General features: G+C 41.6%; 13 protein-coding genes. All 13 read left to right on the forward strand.

Annotated features, from left to right (window positions below; all coding sequences use genetic code 11):
* Window positions 1-25: 25 nt before the first annotated feature.
* The 13 genes from KDU71_RS11335 to KDU71_RS11395 all read left to right on the forward strand — a co-directional run bounded on the left by KDU71_RS11335 (window position 26) and on the right by KDU71_RS11395 (window position 25,164).
* Window positions 26-1,432, forward strand: coding sequence for a sulfatase-like hydrolase/transferase (locus tag KDU71_RS11335; RefSeq protein WP_212190925.1), 1,407 nt, complete (start codon window positions 26-28; stop codon window positions 1,430-1,432).
* A gap of 54 nt (window positions 1,433-1,486) precedes the next feature.
* On the forward strand, window positions 1,487-3,952 hold the full coding sequence (locus KDU71_RS11340; protein ID WP_212190927.1) for a glycoside hydrolase family 2 TIM barrel-domain containing protein: 2,466 nt from the start codon (window positions 1,487-1,489) through the stop codon (window positions 3,950-3,952).
* 156 nt (window positions 3,953-4,108) lie between these two features.
* On the forward strand, window positions 4,109-5,506 hold the full coding sequence (locus KDU71_RS11345) for a sulfatase (RefSeq protein ID WP_212190929.1): 1,398 nt from the start codon (window positions 4,109-4,111) through the stop codon (window positions 5,504-5,506).
* A gap of 157 nt (window positions 5,507-5,663) precedes the next feature.
* Window positions 5,664-8,258, forward strand: a complete 2,595-nt coding sequence (locus KDU71_RS11350) for a GH116 family glycosyl-hydrolase (RefSeq protein ID WP_212190931.1) — start codon at window positions 5,664-5,666, stop codon at window positions 8,256-8,258.
* Window positions 8,259-8,306: 48 nt separating this feature from the next.
* The gene (locus KDU71_RS11355; RefSeq protein ID WP_212190932.1) at window positions 8,307-10,253 is read left to right on the forward strand and encodes a sialate O-acetylesterase; all 1,947 of its coding nucleotides are present in this window, start codon (window positions 8,307-8,309) and stop codon (window positions 10,251-10,253) included.
* 17 nt (window positions 10,254-10,270) lie between these two features.
* Complete coding sequence (locus tag KDU71_RS11360) at window positions 10,271-11,791, forward strand: alpha-L-fucosidase (protein ID WP_212190934.1); 1,521 nt, start codon at window positions 10,271-10,273, stop codon at window positions 11,789-11,791.
* A 1-nt stretch (window position 11,792) separates the two neighbouring features.
* Complete coding sequence (locus tag KDU71_RS11365) at window positions 11,793-12,344, forward strand: RbsD/FucU domain-containing protein (RefSeq protein ID WP_212190935.1); 552 nt, start codon at window positions 11,793-11,795, stop codon at window positions 12,342-12,344.
* The gene (locus KDU71_RS11370; RefSeq protein WP_212190937.1) at window positions 12,337-13,488 is read left to right on the forward strand and encodes a glycoside hydrolase family 43 protein; all 1,152 of its coding nucleotides are present in this window, start codon (window positions 12,337-12,339) and stop codon (window positions 13,486-13,488) included. The genes KDU71_RS11365 and KDU71_RS11370 overlap by 8 nt, the downstream gene beginning before the upstream one ends.
* A gap of 571 nt (window positions 13,489-14,059) precedes the next feature.
* Window positions 14,060-15,970 (forward strand): LamG-like jellyroll fold domain-containing protein, encoded by a 1,911-nt coding sequence (locus KDU71_RS11375; RefSeq protein WP_212190939.1) that lies wholly within the window; start codon window positions 14,060-14,062, stop codon window positions 15,968-15,970.
* Between the two features lie 87 nt (window positions 15,971-16,057).
* Complete coding sequence (locus tag KDU71_RS11380; protein WP_212190948.1) at window positions 16,058-18,052, forward strand: T9SS type A sorting domain-containing protein; 1,995 nt, start codon at window positions 16,058-16,060, stop codon at window positions 18,050-18,052.
* Between the two features lie 42 nt (window positions 18,053-18,094).
* Window positions 18,095-20,167: a hypothetical protein gene (locus KDU71_RS11385; RefSeq protein ID WP_212190950.1), complete on the forward strand. Its 2,073-nt coding sequence runs from the start codon at window positions 18,095-18,097 to the stop codon at window positions 20,165-20,167.
* 12 nt (window positions 20,168-20,179) lie between these two features.
* Window positions 20,180-21,913 (forward strand): family 43 glycosylhydrolase, encoded by a 1,734-nt coding sequence (locus KDU71_RS11390; RefSeq protein ID WP_212190952.1) that lies wholly within the window; start codon window positions 20,180-20,182, stop codon window positions 21,911-21,913.
* On the forward strand, window positions 21,913-25,164 hold the full coding sequence (locus tag KDU71_RS11395) for a T9SS type A sorting domain-containing protein (protein WP_212190954.1): 3,252 nt from the start codon (window positions 21,913-21,915) through the stop codon (window positions 25,162-25,164). The genes KDU71_RS11390 and KDU71_RS11395 overlap by 1 nt, the downstream gene beginning before the upstream one ends.
* The last annotated feature ends 55 nt before the right edge of the window (window positions 25,165-25,219 follow it).

Here is a 25,219-nt window from a genome sequence, read left to right on the forward strand (position 1 = left end):
TTCAGATAAAAAAAACCTCACAACAATGAAGAAACTACAGTTTATATATCCATTAATAATGGCCTTTGCTTTGCTTTCGTGCAGCACAAAGGAAAAGACTGAATCGACCCAAAAACGTCCTAATATCCTCTTACTTCTGGCTGATGATATGGGCTATGGCGAATTGGGTTGCTACGGACAAGACAAAATTAAAACTCCTGTATTAGATAGTTTAGCCCAGCAAGGCATGCGTTTTACCGATTTTTACGCGGGTAACGCAGTCTGTTCGCCATCACGTGCTGTATTGATGACGGGTAAGTCCTCATCCTACAATACCATACGTGGTAATAGCGGATATTATGGTGATGACCAATGGATGCGTGTAGCGCTTAAAAAAGAAGATATTACCATGGCCGAAATGCTCAAACAAGCAGGTTATCAAACGGGTTTCGTTGGTAAATGGCATTTGGGCGACCCGAATGACCTGTCAACCTGGGCCTATAATCGTGGTTTTGATTATGCGGTGCAGGAGCAGTGGAGCTCACGTTTTGGAGGTCGTGAATTTGATGAGCGGATGCATTGGATAAACGGCATACAGGATTCTATATTCTATGATGTAAAGGAGTGGGAATGCCTGGATGACTTCAGAACAAACTTAGCTTTTAATTGGTTGGACACCCTAAATAACCAAGAACCATTCTTCTTATTTATGTCGTACCGGGCACCGCATGGACATGAATACACTATTGGCAACAATACACTTTATCAAGATACAGACTGGCCTGAAGCAGAGCGTTTACACGCGTCGAAAATAACCTTGCTGGACAAGCAGGTTGGACGTATGTTGACCAAGCTGGAAGAGATGGGTGAGTTGGATAATACCTTGATTATTTTCACAAGTGATAATGGTGCACACAACGAAGGTCATGGTCACAGTCCAAATTTTTTTAAGAGCAACGGGAAACTAAAAGGCATAAAACGTGATATGTACGAAGGCGGTATTTGTGTACCAATGATTGCTTATTGGAAAGACCACATAGAAGCAGCCAGCCTGTCACATCATATCGCAAGTGCCCAGGATCTGATGCTAACATTTGCCCAAGTGGCTGGCACTAAAGCACCGGAAGCATCCAATGGTGTTTCCATTCTACCTGCCTTAACTGGCGAGGAGCAAGCAGAGCATGAATTCTTAAACTGGGAATTTCAGTTGGACGGCTGGTTTCGCACGATGCCTAAAGGGGGATTCCGCCAGTCGGCTCGTATTGGCAACTGGAAGGGTGTACGCTATGGTATAGATTCAAACATAGAATTGTATAATCTGGATATTGATATTAAGGAGCAAAATAATATTGCAGCTGAACATCCTGAAATTGTTGAATTGATGGAACAGGCTTTTAAAAACCGCAGTGATAATGAAGCTTTTCCTGAGGGCGGAGTTATCCAGGATTATTAACCATCAGACAGGTATAAACAAGGCCATCAATAGTCTATCAGGAAAATGAAACTTATGAAGCATATTATAATTCATCTAATTTTTTTGGGACTGTTAGCTGTCAATTGTACTGTTCAACAAGGTAGTCGCAGAGTAGAAGTATTAGATAGTAATTGGCAATTTATTAATGAAGATGTCAAGGGAGCAGAACAACTCAATTTTAACACAGATAATTGGGAAATAGTAACAGTGCCGCACGATTGGGCCATCAAAGGACCTTTTGACGAGGCCGTAGATAAGCAAAGTGGTATCATTAAGCAGAACAATGAGAAAATTGCTAATGAAAAAACAGGTCGTACCGGTGCATTGCCACATGTTGGCGTAGGATGGTATCGTAAAGTTTTCAATGTCCCAGATTATAATAACAACAAGAAAGTGCTATTAACATTTGACGGTGCCATGAGCCAGCCGCAGGTATATATTAATGGAACAAAAGTTGGTGAGTGGAAAAATGGCTATAACTATTTCTATTTTGACATTAGTGAGTACCTACAGGAAGGTGATAACCTACTAGCCATTCGATTGGAGAATTTGCCCTATTCATCACGTTGGTATCCCGGAGCAGGCTTGTTTCGTAAGGTACAGTTAGTGATAAAAGATGAAGTGTCCTTCAAACATTGGGGGCATTTTATAACGACTCCTCAGGTATCATCAGAAAGTGCTACCATTACTATTAATAGCAAAATCAATGGCCGTGATTGCCATGTTGAGACGATTATCAAAGATGCGGCTGGAAACGTCGTGGCGAGTCAACAGTCTGAAGCAGGTGCCGGTGAAATAGAACAGATATTGACGGTGGAGAACCCAGCTATCTGGGATGTGGACACACCCAATCTGTATTATGCAGAGTTAAGTTTGTATCAGAATGGTGTATTAAAAGATATGCAGACTGTTCGTTTTGGTATCCGTAATATTGAATACAATGCCGATAAAGGTGGATTTTTATTGAATGATAAGGTCACCAAATTTAAAGGTGTTTGTTTGCATCACGATTTAGGTCCATTGGGTGCCGCCATTAATAAGGCAGCCTTAAAGCGTCAATTGACCATCCTGAAAGACATGGGCTGTAACGCCATTCGTTCTTCTCATAATATGCCATCGCTGGAGCAGTTGGAGCTATGTGATGAAATGGGCTTTTTGTTTCTGGCCGAGAGTTTTGACGAATGGAAAAAGCCAAAGATGGAAAACGGCTACAACCTGTTTTTTGATGAATGGGCTGAGAAAGATGTTGTTAACCTGGTGCATGCCACACGTAATCACCCATGTATAGTTATGTGGAGTTCGGGTAATGAAGTGCCTGACCAACATGGTAAAGAAGGTGTAGAAAGAGCGAAATGGTTACAGGATATATTCCATCGTGAAGATCCCACACGACCGGTTACTGTAGGGATGGATCAGGTTAAAGCAGTTATGAAAAGTGGCTTTGGGGCTGTGATGGATATTCCCGGATTGAATTACCGGGTGCACCTGTATGAAGAAGCCTATGAGAAATTTCCACAAGGCATGCTGTTAGGTTCTGAAACGGCTTCAACGGTGAGCTCAAGAGGGTATTACCGTTTCCCGGTTGAGCAAATCAAAGACAATTACAATGCTACAAAAGAACAGAAAGAGCACTTTTATGGAAATACCTACCAGTGCTCATCTTACGACCTGGAGTATTGTGGTTGGTCGAACCTGCCTGATGATGATTTTGTATTGCAGGATGATAAACCATGGGTAATAGGCGAGTTTGTATGGACAGGGTTTGATTACCTGGGTGAACCAACACCTTTCGACCAGTTCTGGCCATCGCGCAGTTCCTATTTTGGCATTTGCGATTTAGCAGGCTTACCCAAAGACCGTTACTATTTATACCGTAGTCGTTGGAATACCGAGGATGAAACCTTACATATCCTACCACATTGGAATTGGGAAGGCCGCGAAGGCGAAACAACACCGGTATTTGTCTATACTAATTATAACAGTGCTGAGCTCTTTGTCAATGGCGTTAGCCAGGGCATACAAAGCAAAACAAAGGATAAAAGTAAGCAACACCGTTACCGCTTAATGTGGATGGGTGTGAAATACGAACCAGGTACCATTAGAGTAGTGGCCTATGATGATAAGGGCAAAGTTGCAGCTGAAAAAGAAGTGCATACGGCAGGCAAAGCCCATCACATCGAATTAAGTGCAGACAGGAGGAACATTCATGCCGATGGGCAAGACCTTGCCTATGTGACGGTCTCGGTGGTTGATAAAGATGGCAATCTGTGTCCGCATGCCAACAACCAACTGGAATTTGAAGTAACAGGAGCCGGTCAATTTAAAGCCGTTTGTAATGGCGATGCCACCTCATTGGAAATGTTTCATAAGCCAACCATGAAAGCTTTTAATGGTCAGTTGGTAGTGACAGTTCAATCAATGAACGAGACAGGAGATATTCAGCTGAAAGTAAAGAGCGAAGGCCTGAAAACAGCAAGCATTACAATTAAAACGAAATAACAAAGACATTTCTTTGGGAGCCTTGATCTTTTTGCTTCGTTTTTGCATCAAGGCAAAAATGAAGAGCCCAGCCGGCTTGAGGCGAAGGTAAGATTAAAGCCTCCGTGGGTTGAACGGAAAGAAGAGAATAGGTATAAAAAAAGAAAATATATAATTATGGTACTTAATAAGTTGTCTATCATTTTCAGTGTGTTTTTACTGATTTTTCTGTCCTTGAATATAAGGGCTAAAAATAAAACTGATAAACCCAACTTCATCATCATCTTAGCTGATGATTTAGGATACGGAGATGTGGGTTTTACTGGTAGTACCCAAATTAGAACGCCAAATATTGATGCGTTAGCCAACGCCGGCGTAACCTTTACGCAGGGCTACGTATCGGCACCGGTTTGCGGACCATCAAGAGCAGGTTTAATGACAGGTCGTAACCAGGTGAATTTTGGTTTTGATAACAACCCAATCGTTGACCTGCCTCAGTTTGATGAAAATTTCGTTGGTTTACCTGTTAACGAAACCACTATTGCCGATCGCTTAGCTGAATTGGGCTATGTCAATGGTTTGATTGGTAAATGGCATTTGGGGGAAGCAGAGCATTTTCATCCCTTAAAGCGAGGTTTTCACGAGTTTTGGGGTTACCTGGGCGGTGGTCACAATTATGTACCTGTTAACCCCAAAGGTAAACCTTATCCATACAAGATTCTGTGTAACTATAAAGAGCCTCAACCCATCACTTATATTACCGATGATAAAGGTGATGAATGTGTTGATTTTATTAGACGTCATAAGGATGAACCTTTCTTTTTGTATGCATCGTTTAATGCTCCTCATGCACCCATGCAGGCTACCGAGGAGGATTTGAAGTTATATGCTCATATTAAAGATGAAAAACGTCGGACATACTGTGCCATGGTGCACCGTTTGGACGTCAATGTGGGCCGAATAATGAACGAGCTGAAAAAACAAAAGATAGATAAGAATACAGTAGTTGTCTTTTTTAGTGACAATGGCGGTCCTTGCCACCATAATGCTTCCTTAAACATGCCCTTACGTGGTGCAAAAGGTACCTTGTTAGAAGGTGGTATCCGTGTGCCATTTACGATGACTTGGCCTAAGCACTTAAAGGCAGGTACTGAGTTTAATCATCCTATATCAAGTCTTGATTTAACACCCACTTTTGTTGTTTTAGCCGGTGGTAGCATTGATGCCAAAGCCAAACTCGATGGTGTTAATATCTTCCCGTATGTTAATGGAGAAGAGGCGGGACGTCCGCATGAGCAAATATTGTGGCGTTTCACCATCAGTGCCGGTATTCGTGAAGGAAACTGGAAACTGGTACGATTGCCGGATCGTTTACCAATGCTTTATGATCTGTCTAAAGATATTGCTGAGCAAAACAATGTAGCCGATGAAAACCGGGAGTTAGTTGAATTGATGCTAAAAAAGCTGGGTGATTGGGATATTACACGTCCACAGGTATTGTACCTGGAAGGAAACAAATGGAGACGTGAGCAGGTGGATTTGTACGACAGGAAATATCAGTTGGTACAGCCGTAGAATCATAAATAGCGCAACATATGCAAGATTGCCAGCTCACTTTGATAAGCATTATCAAAACACAAACAGAGTTGGCAATCTGGCATTGTCTTTTATATAAGCTTTATGATATTGGTGTGACGTCTATGTATGATCTCTGCAATAAAACAATCAAACAATGAAATTATTTAACGCTTTGCTGTTACTCACCTCCATTCTTTGCGTGGTGAATGCATCAGCTCAAACAGAATTATTAAGCAATAAGATATTCCCCTTAAAAAAATACGATAAAGACCACCTATACCGCATCGCTTTGCCAATGGGTGGCATTGGTACAGGAACCGTTTCGTTGGGAGGTTCTGGTCAACTGCAAGACTGGGAAGTAATGAACGTACCGGCAAAAGGCTACAGTACCGTTACTACCGGTAATGATGCACCGTTCTTTGCCATTTATACTAAAAAGAAAGATGAGAAGCCGAATACAAAAGCTCTGTTAGGCCCTATTCATTATGCCGATTATCAGCATTACGAAGGACGCTCGGTTGATCACCATGGTTTTCCTCGTTTCCGTGAAGCTTCGTTCGAAACCACTTATCCCTTTGGTATCGTCAATCTGGCGGATAAAACCATGCCGGTTGATGTGAAAATCGTAGGTTATAATCCATTGGTTCCCGCTGATGCAGATGCCTCAGGCATTCCAATGGCAATTTTAAAATACGAGGTAACCAACACCAGCAACGCAGAACTAGAAGTTGCTGTTTCGGGTAATATCCGCAATTTTATTGGTAAAGATGGACGCAAGCATAAAACAGATTGGAAAGGCGATTTTATCCCTACAGGAGCAAAAGACAATAAGAACGAATATAAAGCAACTGATAAACTTCAAGGCATTTACATGTATTCCGAAGGAGTGGAAAAGGACGATGCAGCGTGGGGAACTTTTGCCATCTCAACACCGGCAAATGAGGGTAGAACAACATACCGTACAAGTTCGGTCCATAATAAATGGTACAACAGCACACTTAATTTCTGGGATGATTTTAGTGCCGATGGTCTGTTAACAGAAAAAGATAAAACAGCAGATGTCGATCCATTGGCTTCGTTGGCTGTACTGAAAACCTTAAAAGCTGGTGAGACTAAATCCTTTACCTTCTACCTAAGCTGGCATTTTCCCAATCGTTATGCCTGGTCGGCAGAGAGATTAACAAACTACTATGCCACACAATACACTGATGCCTGGAATGTAATAGAAAAAGAGATTGAGCGCTTACCTGAATTAACAGAGCAGACATTGACCTTTGTGAATGCCTTACAAGAGAGTTCGTATCCCAAAGTATTGAAAGAAGCAGCCTTATTTAATCTCAGCACGCTACGTTCTCAAACTGTTTTTCGCACCTCTGATGGATACCTATTCGGATGGGAAGGGGTGATGGATCGTTTTGGATCATGCATGGGTTCCTGCACGCATGTTTGGAATTATGAGCAAGCCACCGCTTTTCTGTTTAACGATCTGGCTAAAGGCATGCGTGAGGTAGAGTTTAAGTATGCCATGAACAGCGAAGGTCATATGGGTTTCAGAACCAAATTGCCCTTAAAAGAAGGCGCTTCTGGTATTGATGTGGCAGCGGCTGACGGACAAATGGGCACCATTATGAAGTTTTATCGTGACTGGCAATTATCTGGCGATGATGAGTTCCTGAATACATACTGGCCTAAAGTAAAAACAGCCTTAGCCTTTGCCTGGGTGGAGAATGGCTGGGATGGCGATGTGGATGGTGTCATGGAAGGTGTGCAGCACAATACCATGGATGTCGAGTATTTTGGTCCGAACCCGCAGATGCAGATCTGGTATTTGGGAGCATTGAAAGCTGCCGAACAAATGGCACTTCATCAGAAAGACAAAGCTTTTGCAAAGAAATGCGCTAAACTTTATAATTACGGATCAGCCTGGACGGATGAACACCTGTTTAATGGCGAGTATTATTTCCATAAAATTCAAACTCCTGCCAGCAAAGAGTACATTGCCAAAGGCTTAATGTCTAGTATGGGAAGTAAGGATATAGTGAATCCGGATTTTCAGTTAGAAACAGGTTGTTTGGTTGATCAACTGGTGGGACAATATATGGCGCACGTATTGGGTTTAGGTTATTTGGTGAAAGAAGAGAATGTAAAGACAGCATTGGAAAGTATATTGAAATACAACCAACGTGATGGCCTGTTTGAGCATTTCAACAATATGCGTACCTATGCCATGGGTGATGAGAAAGCCCTGCTAATGGCCAGCTGGCCCAATGGTGGACGTCCAACTGTACCTTTCCCCTATTGGGCTGAGGTAATGACCGGCTTTGAATATACGGCTGCCATCGGAATGCTATACGAAGGCATGGAGCAGGAGGGATTAGAATGCATTAAAAATATACGCGACCGCTATGACGGACAGAAGCGAAACCCTTTTGATGAAGCAGAATGCGGACACCATTATGCGCGTGCCATGGCTTCCTGGGCAAGCCTGTTGGCCGAAAGTGGATTTCAGTATTCAGGGGTTGACAAGTCAATCAGGTTTACTGATAAGCCAGGTAAATACTTCTGGTCGAATGGTTCGGCATGGGGTATGTGTGAAATAACAAAGGAGGGGAAAGATTATAGGGTTACTTTAGAAGTGCTTTATGGCAGCGTTGAGCTTCAGAGTTTCCAGTTGGAGGAATACAAAGTTCACAATTTTAAGTCAGCGAATGTAATCATTACAAACGAAAAGCTTGAGTTTAATTATTAAACTCAGTGATTTTGTGCTTCTGTGTTGAAGCCTTTTTAATCTAATGATATGAACAAAGTAATTACAATCCTTATAGCAATCGTATTCAGTACTTTTTCTGGAAAAGCTGATGTGAAGCTGGCTGATGTGTTTTCGGATAACATGGTACTACAGCGGAACCTGAATGTAAAAGTTTGGGGCAGTGCTGAGCCTGGTGAAAAAGTAGTATTGAGCTTTAACGGGCAAAAGCATAGAGCTAAAGCGAATAAAGGGGGGAAATGGAAGGTCGTTCTGGAACCTATGACAGCAGGCGGTCCATTTGACATGACCATCAATGGCAAAAATAAAATTGTCCTTAAAAATATTCTGATTGGTGATGTTTGGATTTGTTCCGGTCAATCCAATATGCAATGGCCGGTGTCAAAATCAATTAATGCAGAAGAGGAGATTAAAAATGCCAATTATCCAAATATGCGTTTGTTTGAAGTGCCACGAAAAGTGAGTAATGTACCTCTTGATGATATTCCCAATGCCACGTGGAAGGAGTGTAGTCCGGAGACGGTTAAAAACTTCTCGGCAGTGGGCTACTATTTTGGCAGGGATTTACAAAAAGAAATTGATGTTCCTATCGGACTAATTCACTCTTCATGGGGAGGAACTTGTGCAGAAACATGGACATCAAAAGCATCCATTACCAGCTTGCCTAAATACCTTGATTTTGGAGAACGGATAGATAATTACGATGTGTCAACCATGGCTCAGAAGTATGAGGATGATCTGAAGCAAGTTTTGGGTGGTTTTCCTGAAAAGGAATTAGGCATGACCGAACAATGGATGTTGCCTGAAACAGACCATTCTGATTGGTTGAGCATGAACTTGCCCACATTATGGGAAAATGCTGGCTATAAGCGCCTGAATGGCCGTGTGTGGTTTAGTTATGATTTTAATTTATCAAAGGAAGCGCTTGATTCTGCTCAATTACATTTAGGTAAAATTCACGATTCAGATATTACCTGGGTGAATGGCACAAAAGTGGGGCAAATGAATTGGGCCAACGAGGTAGAGCGCGTTTATACAGTGCCGGCTCAACTATTGAAAGTAGGTAAAAACAACATATCAGTGCGTGTTGAAGATAAGTATTACAAAGGGGGCTTCGCCAGTAAGGCAGAAAAACTCTTCTTTCAGATAGGAGAACAACAGATGCCGTTAAGCGGCGAGTGGCAGTTTAAAGTGGATACCGTTATTCCTGACTTTAAGCCCTTCCCCAATGATGTACCCAGCTTATTATACAATGCCATGATCCATCCGCTTATACCTTTTGGTATTAGAGGGGTCATTTGGTATCAGGGAGAATCCAATACACCGCGTTCGAAAGAGTATGCCATTACTTTTCCGAATCTGATTAGCAATTGGCGTGAGGATTGGCAACAAGGCGATTTTCCTTTTTTGTTTGTACAATTAGCTAACTATCAAAAAGCGACAGCTATTCCAAAGGAGGATGCCTGGGCTGAGCTGCGCGAATCTCAAATGATGACGCTAAGGTTAAATAATACTGGTATGGCAGTTGCCATTGATATTGGCGAAGCAAATGATATTCATCCCAAAAACAAACAAGAGGTTGGTCATCGATTGATGAAATCAGCACTAAAAGTAGCATATGGTAAAGATATAGTCCATTCCGGACCCATGTATAAATCCATGCAAATTGAAGGCAACAAAGCGATTATCAGTTTTGACCATGTGGGTTCTGGCCTGAGTGTGAAGAGCAAGCATGGTTACATTAATGAATTTCAAATGGCAGGTGCTGATAAACAATTCTATTGGGCCAAAGCCAAATTAGATGGGGATAAAATAATCGTTTGGTCCGATAATGTTGAACAGCCTGTTGCCGTTCGCTTTGCCTGGTCAAGAAATCCTGCTGAATTCAACCTTTACAATAAAGAGGGCTTACCGGCCTCGCCGTTTAGAACTGATGATTGGGAAGGAATTACAGACGGAAAGTCCTTTGATGATTAAAAACAAAAAGCACAATAATGATCAAAACAGTAACTTATAGCGCTTTATTTCTTTTACTCGCAACGGTTAGCTGTACCGGTAAAAGTAAACAAAAAGCCCATTCAACAGCTAGCAAAATCTATAATCCAAGCCATGAGTCAATAGCCACCTATGATGTGCCCTCATGGTATAGCGATGGTAAATTGGGGATATTTATGCACCTGAGTGCTTTTTCGGTGCCGGCGTATAAAAACGAATGGTATCCCACATTGATGTATTATGAAAAGGATAACCCAAATATAAAGCATCACGAATGGTCAAAAACGTTCCGCGATCATCATGAAGCAACTTATGGTTCTTTAAAAGAGTTTGGCTATAAGGATTTTATACCAATGCTAAAAATGGAGAAGTTTGACGCTGATTACTATGCCGATTTAGTGAAGAAATCGGGCGCAAGCTATTTCGCCGCACCTGCCGTTCATCATGATGGTTTTGCCATGTGGGACTCAAAGGTGATTGAATGGAATGCCGCTAAAATGGGGCCTAAGCGCGATGTGGTAGGTGAACTCACTGCAGCCATGCGCAGCAAGGGTATAAAAACGGGTGTATCTACCCATTACGGTCGCCACTGGAAATACTACACCTTTCGCCCTGAGTTTGATACCTGGGATCCAGCCAATGAAGGATTGTATGGTAAACGCCGTGGAGATACAGATCCGCCACGTCCCGAAGATGCTTTAAAGTGGGAATCTGTGATAAACGAGCTGGTGGATACTTATCAACCTGACTATATTTTTGTGGATGGAGGTATTTGTGATGCCTATGCCGAATATCAAAAAGAATACTTCCGTGATGCCATGTATCGCACGCTTGCACGCTATTACAATAAAAGTTTAGAATGGGATAAGGAAGTGGTCTTATCGTGGAAGCGCGACGCTATGCTAAAAGGAGAAGCCGTTTACGATACAGAGAAGAATTTGGAAGAGGGTATTCCATCACGTCCATGGCAAGCCCACTTTACCGCGAATGGCAGATGGGCATATACAGGCGAAACAGGCGCTTATCCAATCAATGCAGTGTTACGCTGTTTTATTGATTTAGTGAGCCGCAATGGCAATTTATTACTCAATATTGCACCTCGTCCCGATGGAACTCTCGATAAACCACAGGAAGAATTGTTACTACAAATTGGTGAATGGTTGACTATTAATGGCGAAGGTATAATTGGCTCACAGCCATGGACTATATATGGCGAAGGTCAGCTTAATTCACTTAGAGGTGGTTCAAACATTAATGATTACGATAAGAATGCAGTTCGTTATACCCAGAATAATGGGTCCCTTTATGCCTGGTTTGTTACCTGGCCTGAAGAGGGTAAGCTGACATTACCGCATGCCGCAAAATTTAATCCGGAAACAATTACTCCACTTGGAGGTGGCGAAAAACTGAAGTTCACAAAAGAGGGTGACAGTTTAATTGTTGAGTTGCCTAATGAACAATTTGGTAATTATTTGTGGGGAATAAAGTTGGTTAAAGATGAATTAGGTCAAAGAGAGTAAAATGAAGAAAAATGCATTAAAAATTGTTAGCCTGTTGCTTGTTGTCTCATGCTCGAGTCCAAAACAGAATAACCTGACAAATTTAGAAGACCAATTGGCGGAGACTATTGAAGTATTTGGTCATCGTAATTGGATTGTGGTTGCAGATGCAGCCTATCCCGAACAAAGTAATCCGGCCATTAAAACAATAACAGTTAATGCAAGTCAGTTAGAGGCTGTTGAAGTTATTAATAAACTCATAAAAGATGCTCCCCATGTGGATGCCAATGTATATATAGATAAAGAAATGGCCTTTGTTTCAGAAGAAAATGCAAAGGGCATCGATGTTTATAGAACGGACTTGCATCAAATATTGGAAGGGAAAAATGTAAATGCGCTGTTGCACCAAGATATCATACGTGAATTAGATACTTCGGCTGAGCTATTTAATGTATTAATCATCAAAACTGACCTGACAATTCCTTATACCTCAGTCTTTTTTCAATTGGAATGTGGATACTGGAATGCTAATGCCGAAGCACAACTAAGAAATAAAATGAAGAATAATGAATAGCTATTTAAAGCTTATACGAAATGTCCTTCTTATTGGCATATTTGTTTTGTGTGCATGTCAACAGGCTTCAAAGACATTTATGCCAGGGGAATTATGGCCCGATAACAATGGGGTTCATATCAATGCCCATGGTGGCGGTATCTTGTTTCATCAGGGCACCTATTACTGGTTTGGGGAGCATAAAATAGAAGGTAAAGCCGGAAACAAGGCTCATGTGGGTGTGCATTGTTACTCATCCACTGATTTGTATAATTGGCAGGATGAGGGAATAGTGCTATCTGTTGTTGAGGATACAACAAGCCTGATTGTTAAGGGTTGCATTATTGAGCGTCCAAAGGTGATTTACAACGCTAACACAAAGCAGTTTGTCATGTGGTTTCATCATGAGCTAAAAGGAATGGGTTATAAGGCGGCCATGACAGGAGTTGCCGTGAGTGATAAGGTAAACGGACCTTATACCTACCTCAAAAGTGTTAACCCAAACAAAGGCTATTGGCCTCTTAATTTTCCAGATTCTTTAAAGCAAAAAGAAGTTGATATGGATACCATTAAACAATGGTCGGTTGAGTGGCAAAAAGAGGTTGTTGATGGGGTATGGTTAAGGCGAGATATGGAAAAAGGGCAGATGGCCCGCGACATGACCTTGTTTGTTGATGATGATGGCACTGCCTATCACATTCATGCATCAGAAGAGAATTCCACCCTTCATATTGCTCAACTATCAGACGATTACCTGAGTTTTACAGGAAAATATGTTCGTGCTTTAGAGGGTAAAATGAATGAGGCACCTGCCTTATTTAAGCGAGGTGACAAATACTACATGATCAGCTCCGGTTGTACTGGCTGGAAGCCCAATGCAGCACGCTCTGCAGTGGCAGATCATCCCTTTGGCCCATGGACTGAGCTGGGTAACCCATGTCTTGGATCAGATGATGAAATAAAAACAACCTTCCAATCGCAAAGCACCTATGTATTGCCGGTTCAGGGTAAAGATGATACCTTCATCTATATGGGTGACAGATGGACACCTGAAAATGCCATCGATGGGAGGTACATTTGGTTGCCCATTGAATTTGAACACGACAAGCCGGTGATTAGTTGGTTTGACGAATGGCGTTTGAAAGAATTACCTGGTCAGTTTTAGGCTTTGATATGCTTGAAATACGCCTTTGCCTATTTGTTCAGCCTTTTGGTTTCACAGGATGAATGGTTTAATAAAGAATGCTGTAAGCTCTTATTTTACTGGTCCCGAGGCAGGTCATACCCTTCCCTTGGGACTTTTATGTATCCCCCTGTTAGTTTGAGTTTGTCAACTGGCAATTTGTGCCTTCACCGTATTTGTTTTATGAATTCAATCGGAATTATAACCTGCCAATAGGAAGGATATACTCATCCTTAAGTGATTTGATTCAGTCCATAGGCATATTTGCGCTAAGCATTGTCTAGTTTATGCCCATTAATGCTTCGATGAATATGTACTTTTAGCGTAGTTTAAATCTGGTAATATAGCAGAATATGAACACTTGTAAAAATCTCACGATTTTTTTATTTCAACTTATTAGACCTGTATCTGTAGCGCAAAATAAGTTGATAGAATAGTATTGTGAATGCATTTCGGAATTTGGAAAGACAACGATTACCCAGGTTTCATTCCAAGGTTTGATTGGTTATCCTGATATTAAGTAAAGATGGTTATTAGAAGTAAAATCAGAAATATGAAACATTATCTTGTAATAGTAATAAGTATACTTGTCATTAGTCGTTACAGTGTTGCTCAAGAATTTGATACCTGGCGTTTTATCAATATACCCGATTATCACAATGCCGAAGGCTTATCCAGAAATATACCAGAGCGTGAGCAAAGATTGACTGAGCAAACAGCACAGTTTAAAGATATGAAAAAGCGCTATGGCGGTGAATTAATTATTATGCCGGGCGATTGTAATGGCGGACATTGGTACAGACCAAAATACCTGAAGCTATTCAGAGCTCATCCTGATTATACCAACTATAGCACCAAGGAGGTTATTTTAGAAGCCTCACGCTTATGTTACAGTGGCTTGTGGGATATGGTTCACGATGGTGGTTATGAGCATTTTTTAATGGCTGTGGGCGACCATGAATTAGGCGATAACCCATGGCAGAAAAGCACTGAGGTGGTTAAACATATCTCAACTTTTCGTCAGGGCTTTGCCAATACATTTACCTTAAAAGATGATGGACAGTCACGCTTTACAGAGAAAATCGGTAAGGCACTCCCGAGGCCTGTGGGAACAAAATATGAACACACCTCCAATGCGGTTCAGTATAAAAATGTGCTGTTTGTGACGCTTGATATGTTTCATTACGATGCCGATGATATTGTATTAGGAAGTGAAGGCGTTGTTACGGGCGATATAGATGGAAATCATCTGCAATGGTTCGAGTCGGTATTATCAGAAGCTCAAAATATCGCCTCCATTAAACACATTGTGGTGCAATCGCATTTACCCATTATTTATCCGGTACGTAAATATGCCAGTAGTGGTATGCTGGTCGATAAAAAGGAGAGTGAAAAGATTTTAAATGTGCTTCGAAAATATAAGGTGGATTTATACCTGGCCGGTGAAGTGCACATGAATACGGTAACCAAAGATCCTGAATCCGATTTAATCCAGTTAGTGGCCCGGGGCAATAATTTAAGCAACATGACTTTGGTGGATGTGGATCCGGATAAACTATCGATTAATACTTTTCATTGGAATGGCGATCATTTGGGCTGTTTAACCATTGATAAGTCGGGTCGGGGCAGTAAAATAGAAGGAGATCGTTTATTGAAACCTATTCATCCCAAAGGATTACAGATTCATTGGAGTTTTGATGAACAGCTGAATGAGCAGCAATATAAAAGTAGTGTTGATGGTACTTTTCCCAAAAAGAGTAAGCACAATGTGTTTTTGTCTGAAATAAGTAATCCTAATGTCTATTCTAATGGTGGTGGATTTAATAAGGATTACTCCCTAATTGGAACCGATGCCAAAATAGTAAAAGGTATTATTGGAAATGCCATTGCCATTTCAGAGTCCAGCAAACTGTTTGTTTTACCCATGGGGCCATTTCATTCATCTTATGCGCGCACTGTATCGTGCTGGGTTAAGACCAGTGCCGATGGCAAGCGTTTGATTCTTAATAGCGGTTCGTTCTGGGGCAAATCAGGGCAGTTTTTTAATCTGGCGCTCGATAATGGGAATTTGCAGGTGGCTATTCGACCGGATGCATACATAACAACAAATAAGCAAATAGTTAATGATGATCAATGGCATCACCTGGCAGTGGTTATGACCGAAGATGCTACGTTGCAGGAGTTGAAGTTGTTTGTAGATGGCAAGCGTATTGACGATGTGCATATGATAAAGCCATCTGTCAAGATTTTGACTTCACAAGCCAATTGGATGGCCATAGCTACTCAAGGGGGCAAGTATAAAACAGATTACATCAAAGAAATGGGTATGCACAATTACATTGGCTTGCTCGATGATGTGGCTATCTGGACAAGAGCCATGAACGATAGTGATATAAGTAAACTTTATAGTGAGGGAATGAAAGGGATAGGAGCATCGGATGTGGAATCAATAATCCGTAAATAGCAGATTTACGCTAAGCATTGTCCAATATAAGCCCCTTTATTTGGTTGTCTGCCTCTATTTTTACATCGTCAGAAATTGATGTAAACTATGCAAACACGTTTTTTATTTTTCCTGTTTGTCCTGATGATTACTCCGGGACTGTTAGCTACCAATTACTATATCAGTGCCGATGGTAATGATAATAATGATGGATTAACGGAATCTACACCTTGGCAAACTTTATCAAAGGTATCCGAAGCGAGTGCCAACGATAAAAATGGTGGTTTTATACAGGCAGGTGATCAGATATTATTTCGGGCAGGCGATGTTTTTGAAGGACAATTGGTTATTAACCGTTCGGGTATTGCTGAAAATCCCATACTTATTAGTTCATACGGCGAAGGTGAGAAACCCATTCTGTCCGGATCGGGTAATATTCCAACAGGTGATTTTATTGAAACTGTGAAATTGGTGAATACCAGTCATATTGTGATGGATGGGTTATGGATTAAAAATGATCGTAAAAACCTGGGGGATATTACCTGGGGAACCAACTCAGCATATGGTATCAAAGTAATAGCTAATAAATGGGGTGGTATTAGTAAAAACTTAACGTTTCGAAACCTGAAAGTCACTGATGTTTTTGGCTACGACATGATGGATTGGGAGGGTAAGTTTACTTTGGATTACTACAATGCAAAAGGTATTTTCTTTGATTCAGATAAAAATGATGATACGGTAACGCCAGTTAAAGAAGTAAGGTTCGAAGATGTGTTGATTGAAGATTGTTACTTCTACAATCTTGGAAGTACCGCCATTAGTGCCAGAAATCTTAATCCGCCTAATAATCCGGTAAGTGAAGAAGGCCGTAATCGGAATTTTGTGATACGTAACAATACCTTCGAGCAGTTGGGAGGCGATGGTGTCGTGTTTGCATCAGTATGCAACGGACTGGTGGAGAATAATGAATTTATCGATTTGGGATGGGGCGACCACACATCACCAGCCGACCGTTATTACGGACGTGGCGAAGGCTGTTGGATATGGGATTCACACAACATCATCGTGCAATACAATAAGCAATACCGGGCAAGAGGATTTGGTGATACCTACGGTGCTGCCGGACATATCGATTTCTATTGTAAAAATGCCATTTTTCAATACAACTACAGTGAAGATACCGAAGGTGGTTTTGTGGAGATTTTAGGCGACTGTGAGAATAGTGTATTTCGATACAATGTGAGTGTTAATGATGGCCACCGAGCCAATGGTCACCACCGTTATAGCATATGGTTATCAGGATGGGTGGGAAAAGACATAACGCCAATACCCTCTCGTGAAAATTATATATACAACAATACTATTTATCTGGATGATGTAAAATGTCAGCCCGATATTTCCATTTTTGCCGAAGATACTTACATCTACAACAATATTTTTTATGCCATGAATGGGGCTCAAATTGGCTCAGGTGGTGTAAATATAGAAATGCAAAATGGTGGGAAGTTGAAGGTGTCCAATAATCTCTTTTACGGGAATGTAGCAACGGATTTTACAAACCTGGATGCTGGTAAAGTAATTGGTGATCCCTTATTCACAAATCCTGTTTCGGCCAATGGAGATGTGGCTAATTTTAATATTCAACCCGGCAGTGCAGTTGTTGATCAGGGCTTATCGTTTGAAGAGCCTGAGTTTACTATGGCCCAACAAGGTATTTTTGAGAATGTAGAGCTGATCCCTGCTGTAGATGCCTATGGAAATACCATCGATATGGCAAATCGGGTTTCGAATATAGGAGCCAGTAATGCATACAATTCTGGTGACCAGGTAGGAATTAATGATGGGCTGCGCGTCATGGATATGTACAGTATTTACCCCAATCCGGTAAGAGATGTATTAAAGGTCTGTTTTAATTTATCAAACCAGGAATTCAGTTACAGTATTTACACCATTGAGGGGCAAAAAGTGCAGTCGGCAAGGGCTGTATCAATTGCTGATGCATCAAGCATTGATTTGCCAGGTAATGCGAAAAACGGTATCTATTTTATTCGCATTGAGCAAGGCAATTATTACCAGGTAGAACGCTTTGTGCTGTACCGTTAAAGATTTGGTCCAATTAAGGTTAAACTAAAGGAAGAGACAAACATGTTGAAACAGTCAATGCTTATACTATTCATTTTTAACTTTCTTGTGTTGTCAGCTCAAGAGCAGAGTGAAAACCTTCTGAATATTATTAACGTTTCGCCTAAGCAATATAAATTACAGAATATTGAGGCCGTTGTTACTTCAGAGGCCATTATTTGCCATATAAAGGCCGGTGAAGGTGGCAGTATTGTGTTTTTTCCTGAAGATAAGTATTGGGATTTGACGGAGTGGGTGTTTCTGAGTATTGATATTGAGAATAAATCTTCTCAGGAAATACGTTTTGAGCCAATTATAGCCTATGATAATCCCCGAAGGGGAAAGACATTTTATCCGGTTAATAACAAGCACATCGGTTTTTTAAAAGCCAATGAAACATTAACATACAACTGTGTGATGATTCGTGATAAAATCAATGCTCCCGATTATCCGCAATATGCTGATTTTCCGCAGATGAAAGGCATGCCTGAAGGTGTTATTTTGAATTATGCCGGTATCGATGCCAGGCACATTAAGGCATTGGAAATTACTTTCCCGATTCAGGATTTTGAGAGAAAAGTGCGTCTTAAGCGCTTGTATAAAAATAAAGCTGCTTTACCTCATTTATATAAAAATGATAAAGCGGCTTTTTTCCCTTTCATCAATAAATACGGACAATACAAACATGGCAACTGGCCGGGTAAAATTACCAATGACAGCCAGTTTGAAGAGGCCATTAAAAAGGAGAAAGAAGATTTAAAGCAGTATCCGGGTTCTAAAGAGTGGAACCAATTTGGTGGTTTTGCCAACGGACCCAAATTTGAGGCTACAGGACATTTCAGAACTCAGAAAGTAAGTGGTCGTTGGTGGATAATTGATCCGGAAGGCTGTTTGTTTTGGTCAACCGGTGTCAATAGTGCTGGTCGTTTAGAGATTCCAACACCTACCAAAGGACGTGAGCACTTTTTTGAGGGTATTCCTCAAAAGGAATCTGGTAATAAAATGTTATTTGCCAGGAATGAATACAAGCATGGATTAGCCAACCTTTATCGAAAATACGGTGAGCATAGCGAAGCTAAATATGTTGCCACTTCTCTAAAGCGTATGAAGAGCTGGGGTTTAAATACGCTAGGTGGTTGGTCGGCAGAAACAATTGGAGAATATCCAGAAGAAATAAAATTACCATATACGGTCTATATCAATTCCGTATTTCCGGGCATTAATGAGAAGCTTCCTGACGTATTTGATTCGCGCTGGAAGGCCGAGTTAGAGCAAAAAATAATGGATAAAGCATCATTTGTAAAAGACGATCCCTATTTCTTTGGTTTCTTTATCAATAATGAAATTCATTGGGGTAATCCCAATAGTTTGGTCATATATTCTTTGGAAAAAGGTGCTGATTGTGTCGGAAAGAAAATATACATCAATCTCTTGCAACAAGAGTTAAAGCACATAAGCTCGTTTAATGAAATGACAGGTGCATCATTTAAATCCTGGGATGAATTGTTAACAAGCAAAGTGAAGGCCGGAGCAATAAAAGTGGCGGGGTTAAAGGAATACAATATAAAGCATTACACAAATATGTGCGAAGTGTATTTTAAAACCACTAAAGAGCTTATTGACAAATATGCACCTAATAAAATGTATATAGGTTGTCGATGGCATGGCAATCATAAAAACTACATTAACACATCAATAGCAGCCAAATACCTGGATATATTGTCTTTCAATGCCTACGAAAATGAGGTGGAGTTTTATCCTTATCCGGCCAAGGATATTGATAAGCCATTTATCATCTCTGAATTTAATTTTGGTGCTTTGGATGCCGGTAAATTCTTCACCGGACTTGGCTATGCCTCCAGCCAGCGCAACAGAGGGGAGAAATATCAAAATTTTGTGGAAGGAGCCATGAGAAACCCAAGGTGCGTGGGTACACATTGGTTTATGTGGGCCAATTCCACAACAGCCGGGCGTGGCAATGGCGAAAATGCTAATTGTGGGCTGGTTTCCATGACCGACCAGATATATTACGAATTGATTAGTTACATCCGTAAAACGACCTACGAGATGTATCGCTATCGTAGTGAAATAGATTAAGAAGATAAGAACATGAGAAAGAGTTTAATCATAAGTTTGATTTTTATTGTTACAGGAACTTTATATGCTCAAATAAAGCCGGATACCATTGCGGCTTATAAAACTATCAATGGAACTGAGCTAAATATGCATATTTTCTTCCCCACTGGTCACCAAATGGATGAAGCTAAACCTGCCATTGTGTTTTTTCATGGAGGAGGGTTTAAACAAGGAAGTCCTGATCATTTTTACGGGCAATGTCGCTACCTGGCTTCACGGGGCATGGTAGCCATGAGTGCGCAGTACCGGACAGAAAAGAGCAACGGCACAACTCCTGTAGAATGCATCAAAGACGGTAAGTCGGCCATGAGATGGGTGCATGTTAATGCGGAGAAATATGGTATAGATCCACAAAAAATACTTGCCGGAGGAGGTTCTGCCGGTGGACATATAGCAGCATCAACAGCAGTTTTGTCGGGTTTTAATGAATCGGGAGAAGACTCAACCATCTCGTGTCAGCCAAAGGCCCTGGTGTTGTTTAATCCGGTGCTGAATAACGGACCGGATGGATATGGATATGAAAGGGTTGGTGAATTTTATAAGCATTTCTCACCCCACCATAACCTGAGTGAATCAGCACCACCTACATTAATCATGTTGGGAACAGAGGACAGACTCTTTACGCCAGACATGGCAAAGGCGTATAAAACAAAGATGGAGCATCTGGGGCAACGCTGCGATTTACTGCTGTATGAAGGTCAGGGACATGCCTTTTTTAATAGAGGACAAAGTGAAGAAATGTACTATCAGACCATGATAGATGCCGATGAGTTTCTGATTTCGTTAGGCTACTTAAACGGCCAACCTGCTACCATACAATCGATCAACGAAGTCCATTTCAAGAAAAAAGGCAATCCTTTTGTGAAGCATCTTTATACAGCAGATCCATCCGCACATGTGTTTAACGATAGATTGTATGTATACACCTCTCACGATGAGGATACAGCCACCTATTTTAACATGATTGATTGGCACGTGTTTTCAACGGATAACCTGATTGACTGGACTGACCATGGAGCTATTTTGAGTTTAAAAGATATAGACTGGGCTAATAAATGGGCCTGGGCACCCGATTGTGTGGAGCAAAACGGCAAATACTACTTCTATTATCCGGTGGAGCGTGCCAAAATTGGCGTGGCAGTGAGTGATACCCCAACTGGCCCTTTTGTGGATGAGTTGGGAGAGCCATTGATTGATAATACCGGGCAGATAGAGCACATTGGCAAAGAACCCATTGATCCCTCTGTATTAATTGAGAAAGGGCAGGCATACCTGTACTTTGGCTGCCGCGAACCCAAGGTGGTGAAACTCAAAAATAACATGATGGCCTTAAAGGGTGATGTGCAAGACTTAAAGATTAAGGGTATTGAAGGTGACAAGGAACATTTTGGAGGTTTTTATGGTGAAGCGCCTTGGGTGTTTAAACGTAACGATACCTTCTATCTGTTATATTCCAATGGTTGGGGGAAGACCAGTACCCTGGTATATGCCACCAGTAAGAATCCCATGGGACCTTTTACGTTTCAGGGTGAAGTAATGGATGTGGTGAGCTCCTGGACCTCCCATGGTTCCATTGTGCAATTTAAAGGACGATGGTATGTTTTTTACCACAACATGGACTTATCCAACAACAACTACCGACGCTCAGTTTGCTTTGACGAGCTCACTTTTGACGAGAACGGAAAAATTAACAAACTGAAATTGTAATGATGCGAATATTTCTACCTATTTGTATGTTGTTGTTGACGGGTGCAATCGTTGCACAAACTAGCAGTGCTTTTCAGCCATTTAACACACAAGGTGATAATTTAATACATATTGCAACGGCTGATTTTGATGAGGTAGGAGCTAAAGATCATCTGGTGGCAATGACAGTTGAAGGCAAGGTAATTGCATTTAAGCGTGTTGACCAGATAACAGAACCTTCTGCCGACAATCGCTTATGGGAATATGATGCTTTGCCTTCAATGGGATTAAGAGTTGTTGCCGGTGATGTAACAGACGCTAGCTCTGGCGATGAAATTCTTTTGCCGGGCACCGACGGTCATATCAGAGTCCTGTCATCAAGCGGTGAGCTGTTAATTGATAAAGAGGTAAGCACAGGTGCTTTATACTCGGCAACGGTGGCTAAAGGCACAGGCGGCCAAACGGTAATTGTTACTTCAGGAGTTGATGGCATGGTTTATATTCTGAACAATGACGGTGTGTTGCTTAAAACCTTCCGTCCTGAAACAGGGAAAGCAGGTGGTGTGTCTGGCTTAGTTCGTCATGTGGCGGCCGGTGATTTTGATGGAAACGGAACCGATGAAGTAGTTGCTTTTGTCAATCGCAAGAGTTTTGAAGGCAATAATTTTATTGACATCATCGACCTGGCTACATATGAACGACCGGTATACTGGAATGGTGATGCCGATCCTGTAGCTGATAATGTGGTGTCAGGCCTAGGCTTTACCGATAAACAGTTGCCTCGCGTATTTGATGTGGATGGTGATGGCAGTCCGGAGCTGGTAGCGCATTGGGGTGTTTTTCATCCGGAAGATGGACCACGGACCAAGTTGTTTTCAAGCATGTTAGCCGATACAGAGAAACTGGCGCTTGGTAATTATAGAAGCTACGCCAAGACTTATCTGATTCAAAATCATGGCTTTCAGGATTCAGATAAAGAAGATTTAACAGCTACAGGCAAATACCTGATGCAGCATGGTGTTCCCGGTGATTTTGATGGCGACGGTAAAGCGGAAGTCTTCACCATATATGGCGATGACTTATTTCTTTCGCAGTATGATGCCTCAACTAAATCTCTCGCTATATCTGATTATACCTGGGCGCATTGTACGTATCATTTTTCAGATGGTGCTTGTTTGGAGAATAGAAATGGTGGGGCTGATAAAATGGTTCTGTCCGGCCCTATCAATGGAGATGATCATTTTTACGTGGTGGATTTCTCAAACCCGAATTGGAAAATTCAAGCACGAACAATAAACGGTTTAGGTAAATTGGGTGAGGTAGACCGGAATTTAGACCAACTGACAGATCAGATTGATCAGTTTGCTGGAACGCTGGCCGTTGGCGAACAACCTATTTGGTACCTCGATTATTTTGCCAGTGGCTTATGGTGGGAGATGACGCCAGAAAATAGCGCTGTACAGGCACAAAAGGTGTATGATGCACAGCAAGAGTGGTACGATAAAATTGGGGGGCAGGAAAACTATCGTTCAACAAAAATACGCCTGGCAGCCAGTGTCAATTCCTGTATTTACGGAATGGCTACCGAATGCGATAAAGAAACTGTCACTGCTGAAGGGGTTAAGAATTTTTGTGCAGCCCTGGCTCAAAAAGGGGCTTATTTCTGCCTGAAAATAGGGCATGGACCTCATATTTTCATCACCCCGGAAGACTTAGCAGATTGTTATGAGGCATCAGTTGTTGATGGCGAATGTTACATGATGGCGCGCACGCGTGAATTAAACGAACATGTTGATTTTGAATCTTATATTCCTCACCTTGATGCTTTATTGGCTCGTGCTGAACAAATAGGTGCAGTACCTCCAATGGTGATGCTATGTGCAAAGGGTGCAACGTTTACCGCTTTATCACAAAATCAGGCTGATAGCTATTTTCCAAAGTATAAAGATATACTGGTTCCTGGTGTCGAAAATTCAAATGTGACCGAATTGGACATTAGTCTGGCCGAGCGCGTTGGTTTATGGATGAATGGCGATGTGGAGACCTGGGGGTGTAACGTGATCGGTGATAACCTGTCGGCTAACCGCGTGGCAGAATGGGGGGGCATGCGTAATGCCCATGTTGTATTAAGACAGATGTTGTCGCAGTATAGCCTGGGAGCCAAAGTGTTTAGAGTAACTTCCATTACGGCACTCAATAATCCGTTATACGAACGTGGTGATGTCAGCGGCGCAGACCAGCAATGGACACAGGTCTTTCAGAAAGGAATTTTAAATTTTCTGAAGCTGGTAGACAAAGGGATTTATCCGAATTCACCTGATGTTGACCAAATAAAAGGTATTTCTCCGGTATCGGTAGGCATTTATAATCGAAGTAACCGTCTCACCGAGCAAAGCATTAATCACGATCATTACTTGTATCAGCCCGAAACCGATAACTACGTATTCAACCGATTGGCCTGCTGGAATGCCTATACTGATATTCCGGAAACTGATGCAACCGCCTACCTGTATGGAACAAAACGTCGCTGGGAAAATATGTTTCCTACTATGACCGGAGGGTTTGTAACCATTGTGCCTTCCACTCAGGCCTCTGAAATTGAAGCCAATTCATGGTGTAATGCTGCTTATCAAACCAATGGAGATACCTGGAACGATATGTCACTGTATGAAGCCAAAGAAACGATAAGTACTGAAGTGCTGTCTCAGCTTAATAACCTTGATTTTTATGTGGAGGGAGATTGCTTTTGGCAGTTCACGCAACAAAAGGATGATCCTTATACTTACTTTGCCTTTCTAATGGATAATCACGAATTATCGCCTGTGGAGCGCACTGTGAAATTAAAGGCTGGCACTTCCATCAATGGCGAGTGTCAGGTCTTTGATCAGTTGGGTGGTTCTGACGTGATTGGAACTATATCATCGTCTGCAGATGAGCTAAGTATCACAATCCCGGCCGGATCAGCCCGATTCTTAACGATTCAGTTAAGCGAATTACCAAATGAAGATGTTGGCATTAACAGGGTCGAAGCAGAGTTGATAAAGGTGTATCCAAATCCTGCCAATAAATTGGTAAATGTGGAAATGAAAGACTTTGCCGGGAGTAAGGCGGATGTGGCCATTTATAATGCAACTGGATCTAAGATACAGCAATTAGAGCTAGTGAGCGCGCATCAGCAGATTCCGGTAAATAGCTGGTCAACGGGAATATATGTTATGCACATTATGCAAGGCAACAAATTCCAGCTGGCCAAATTGGTAATATGTGATTGATAGTTGGTAATATACCTACAGTGTAATGATGAGTCTTTGACTTTATTTGAATGCT

Source organism: Carboxylicivirga sediminis (assembly GCF_018156225.1).
GTDB classification, from domain to species: Bacteria; Bacteroidota; Bacteroidia; order Bacteroidales; family Marinilabiliaceae; genus Carboxylicivirga; species Carboxylicivirga sediminis.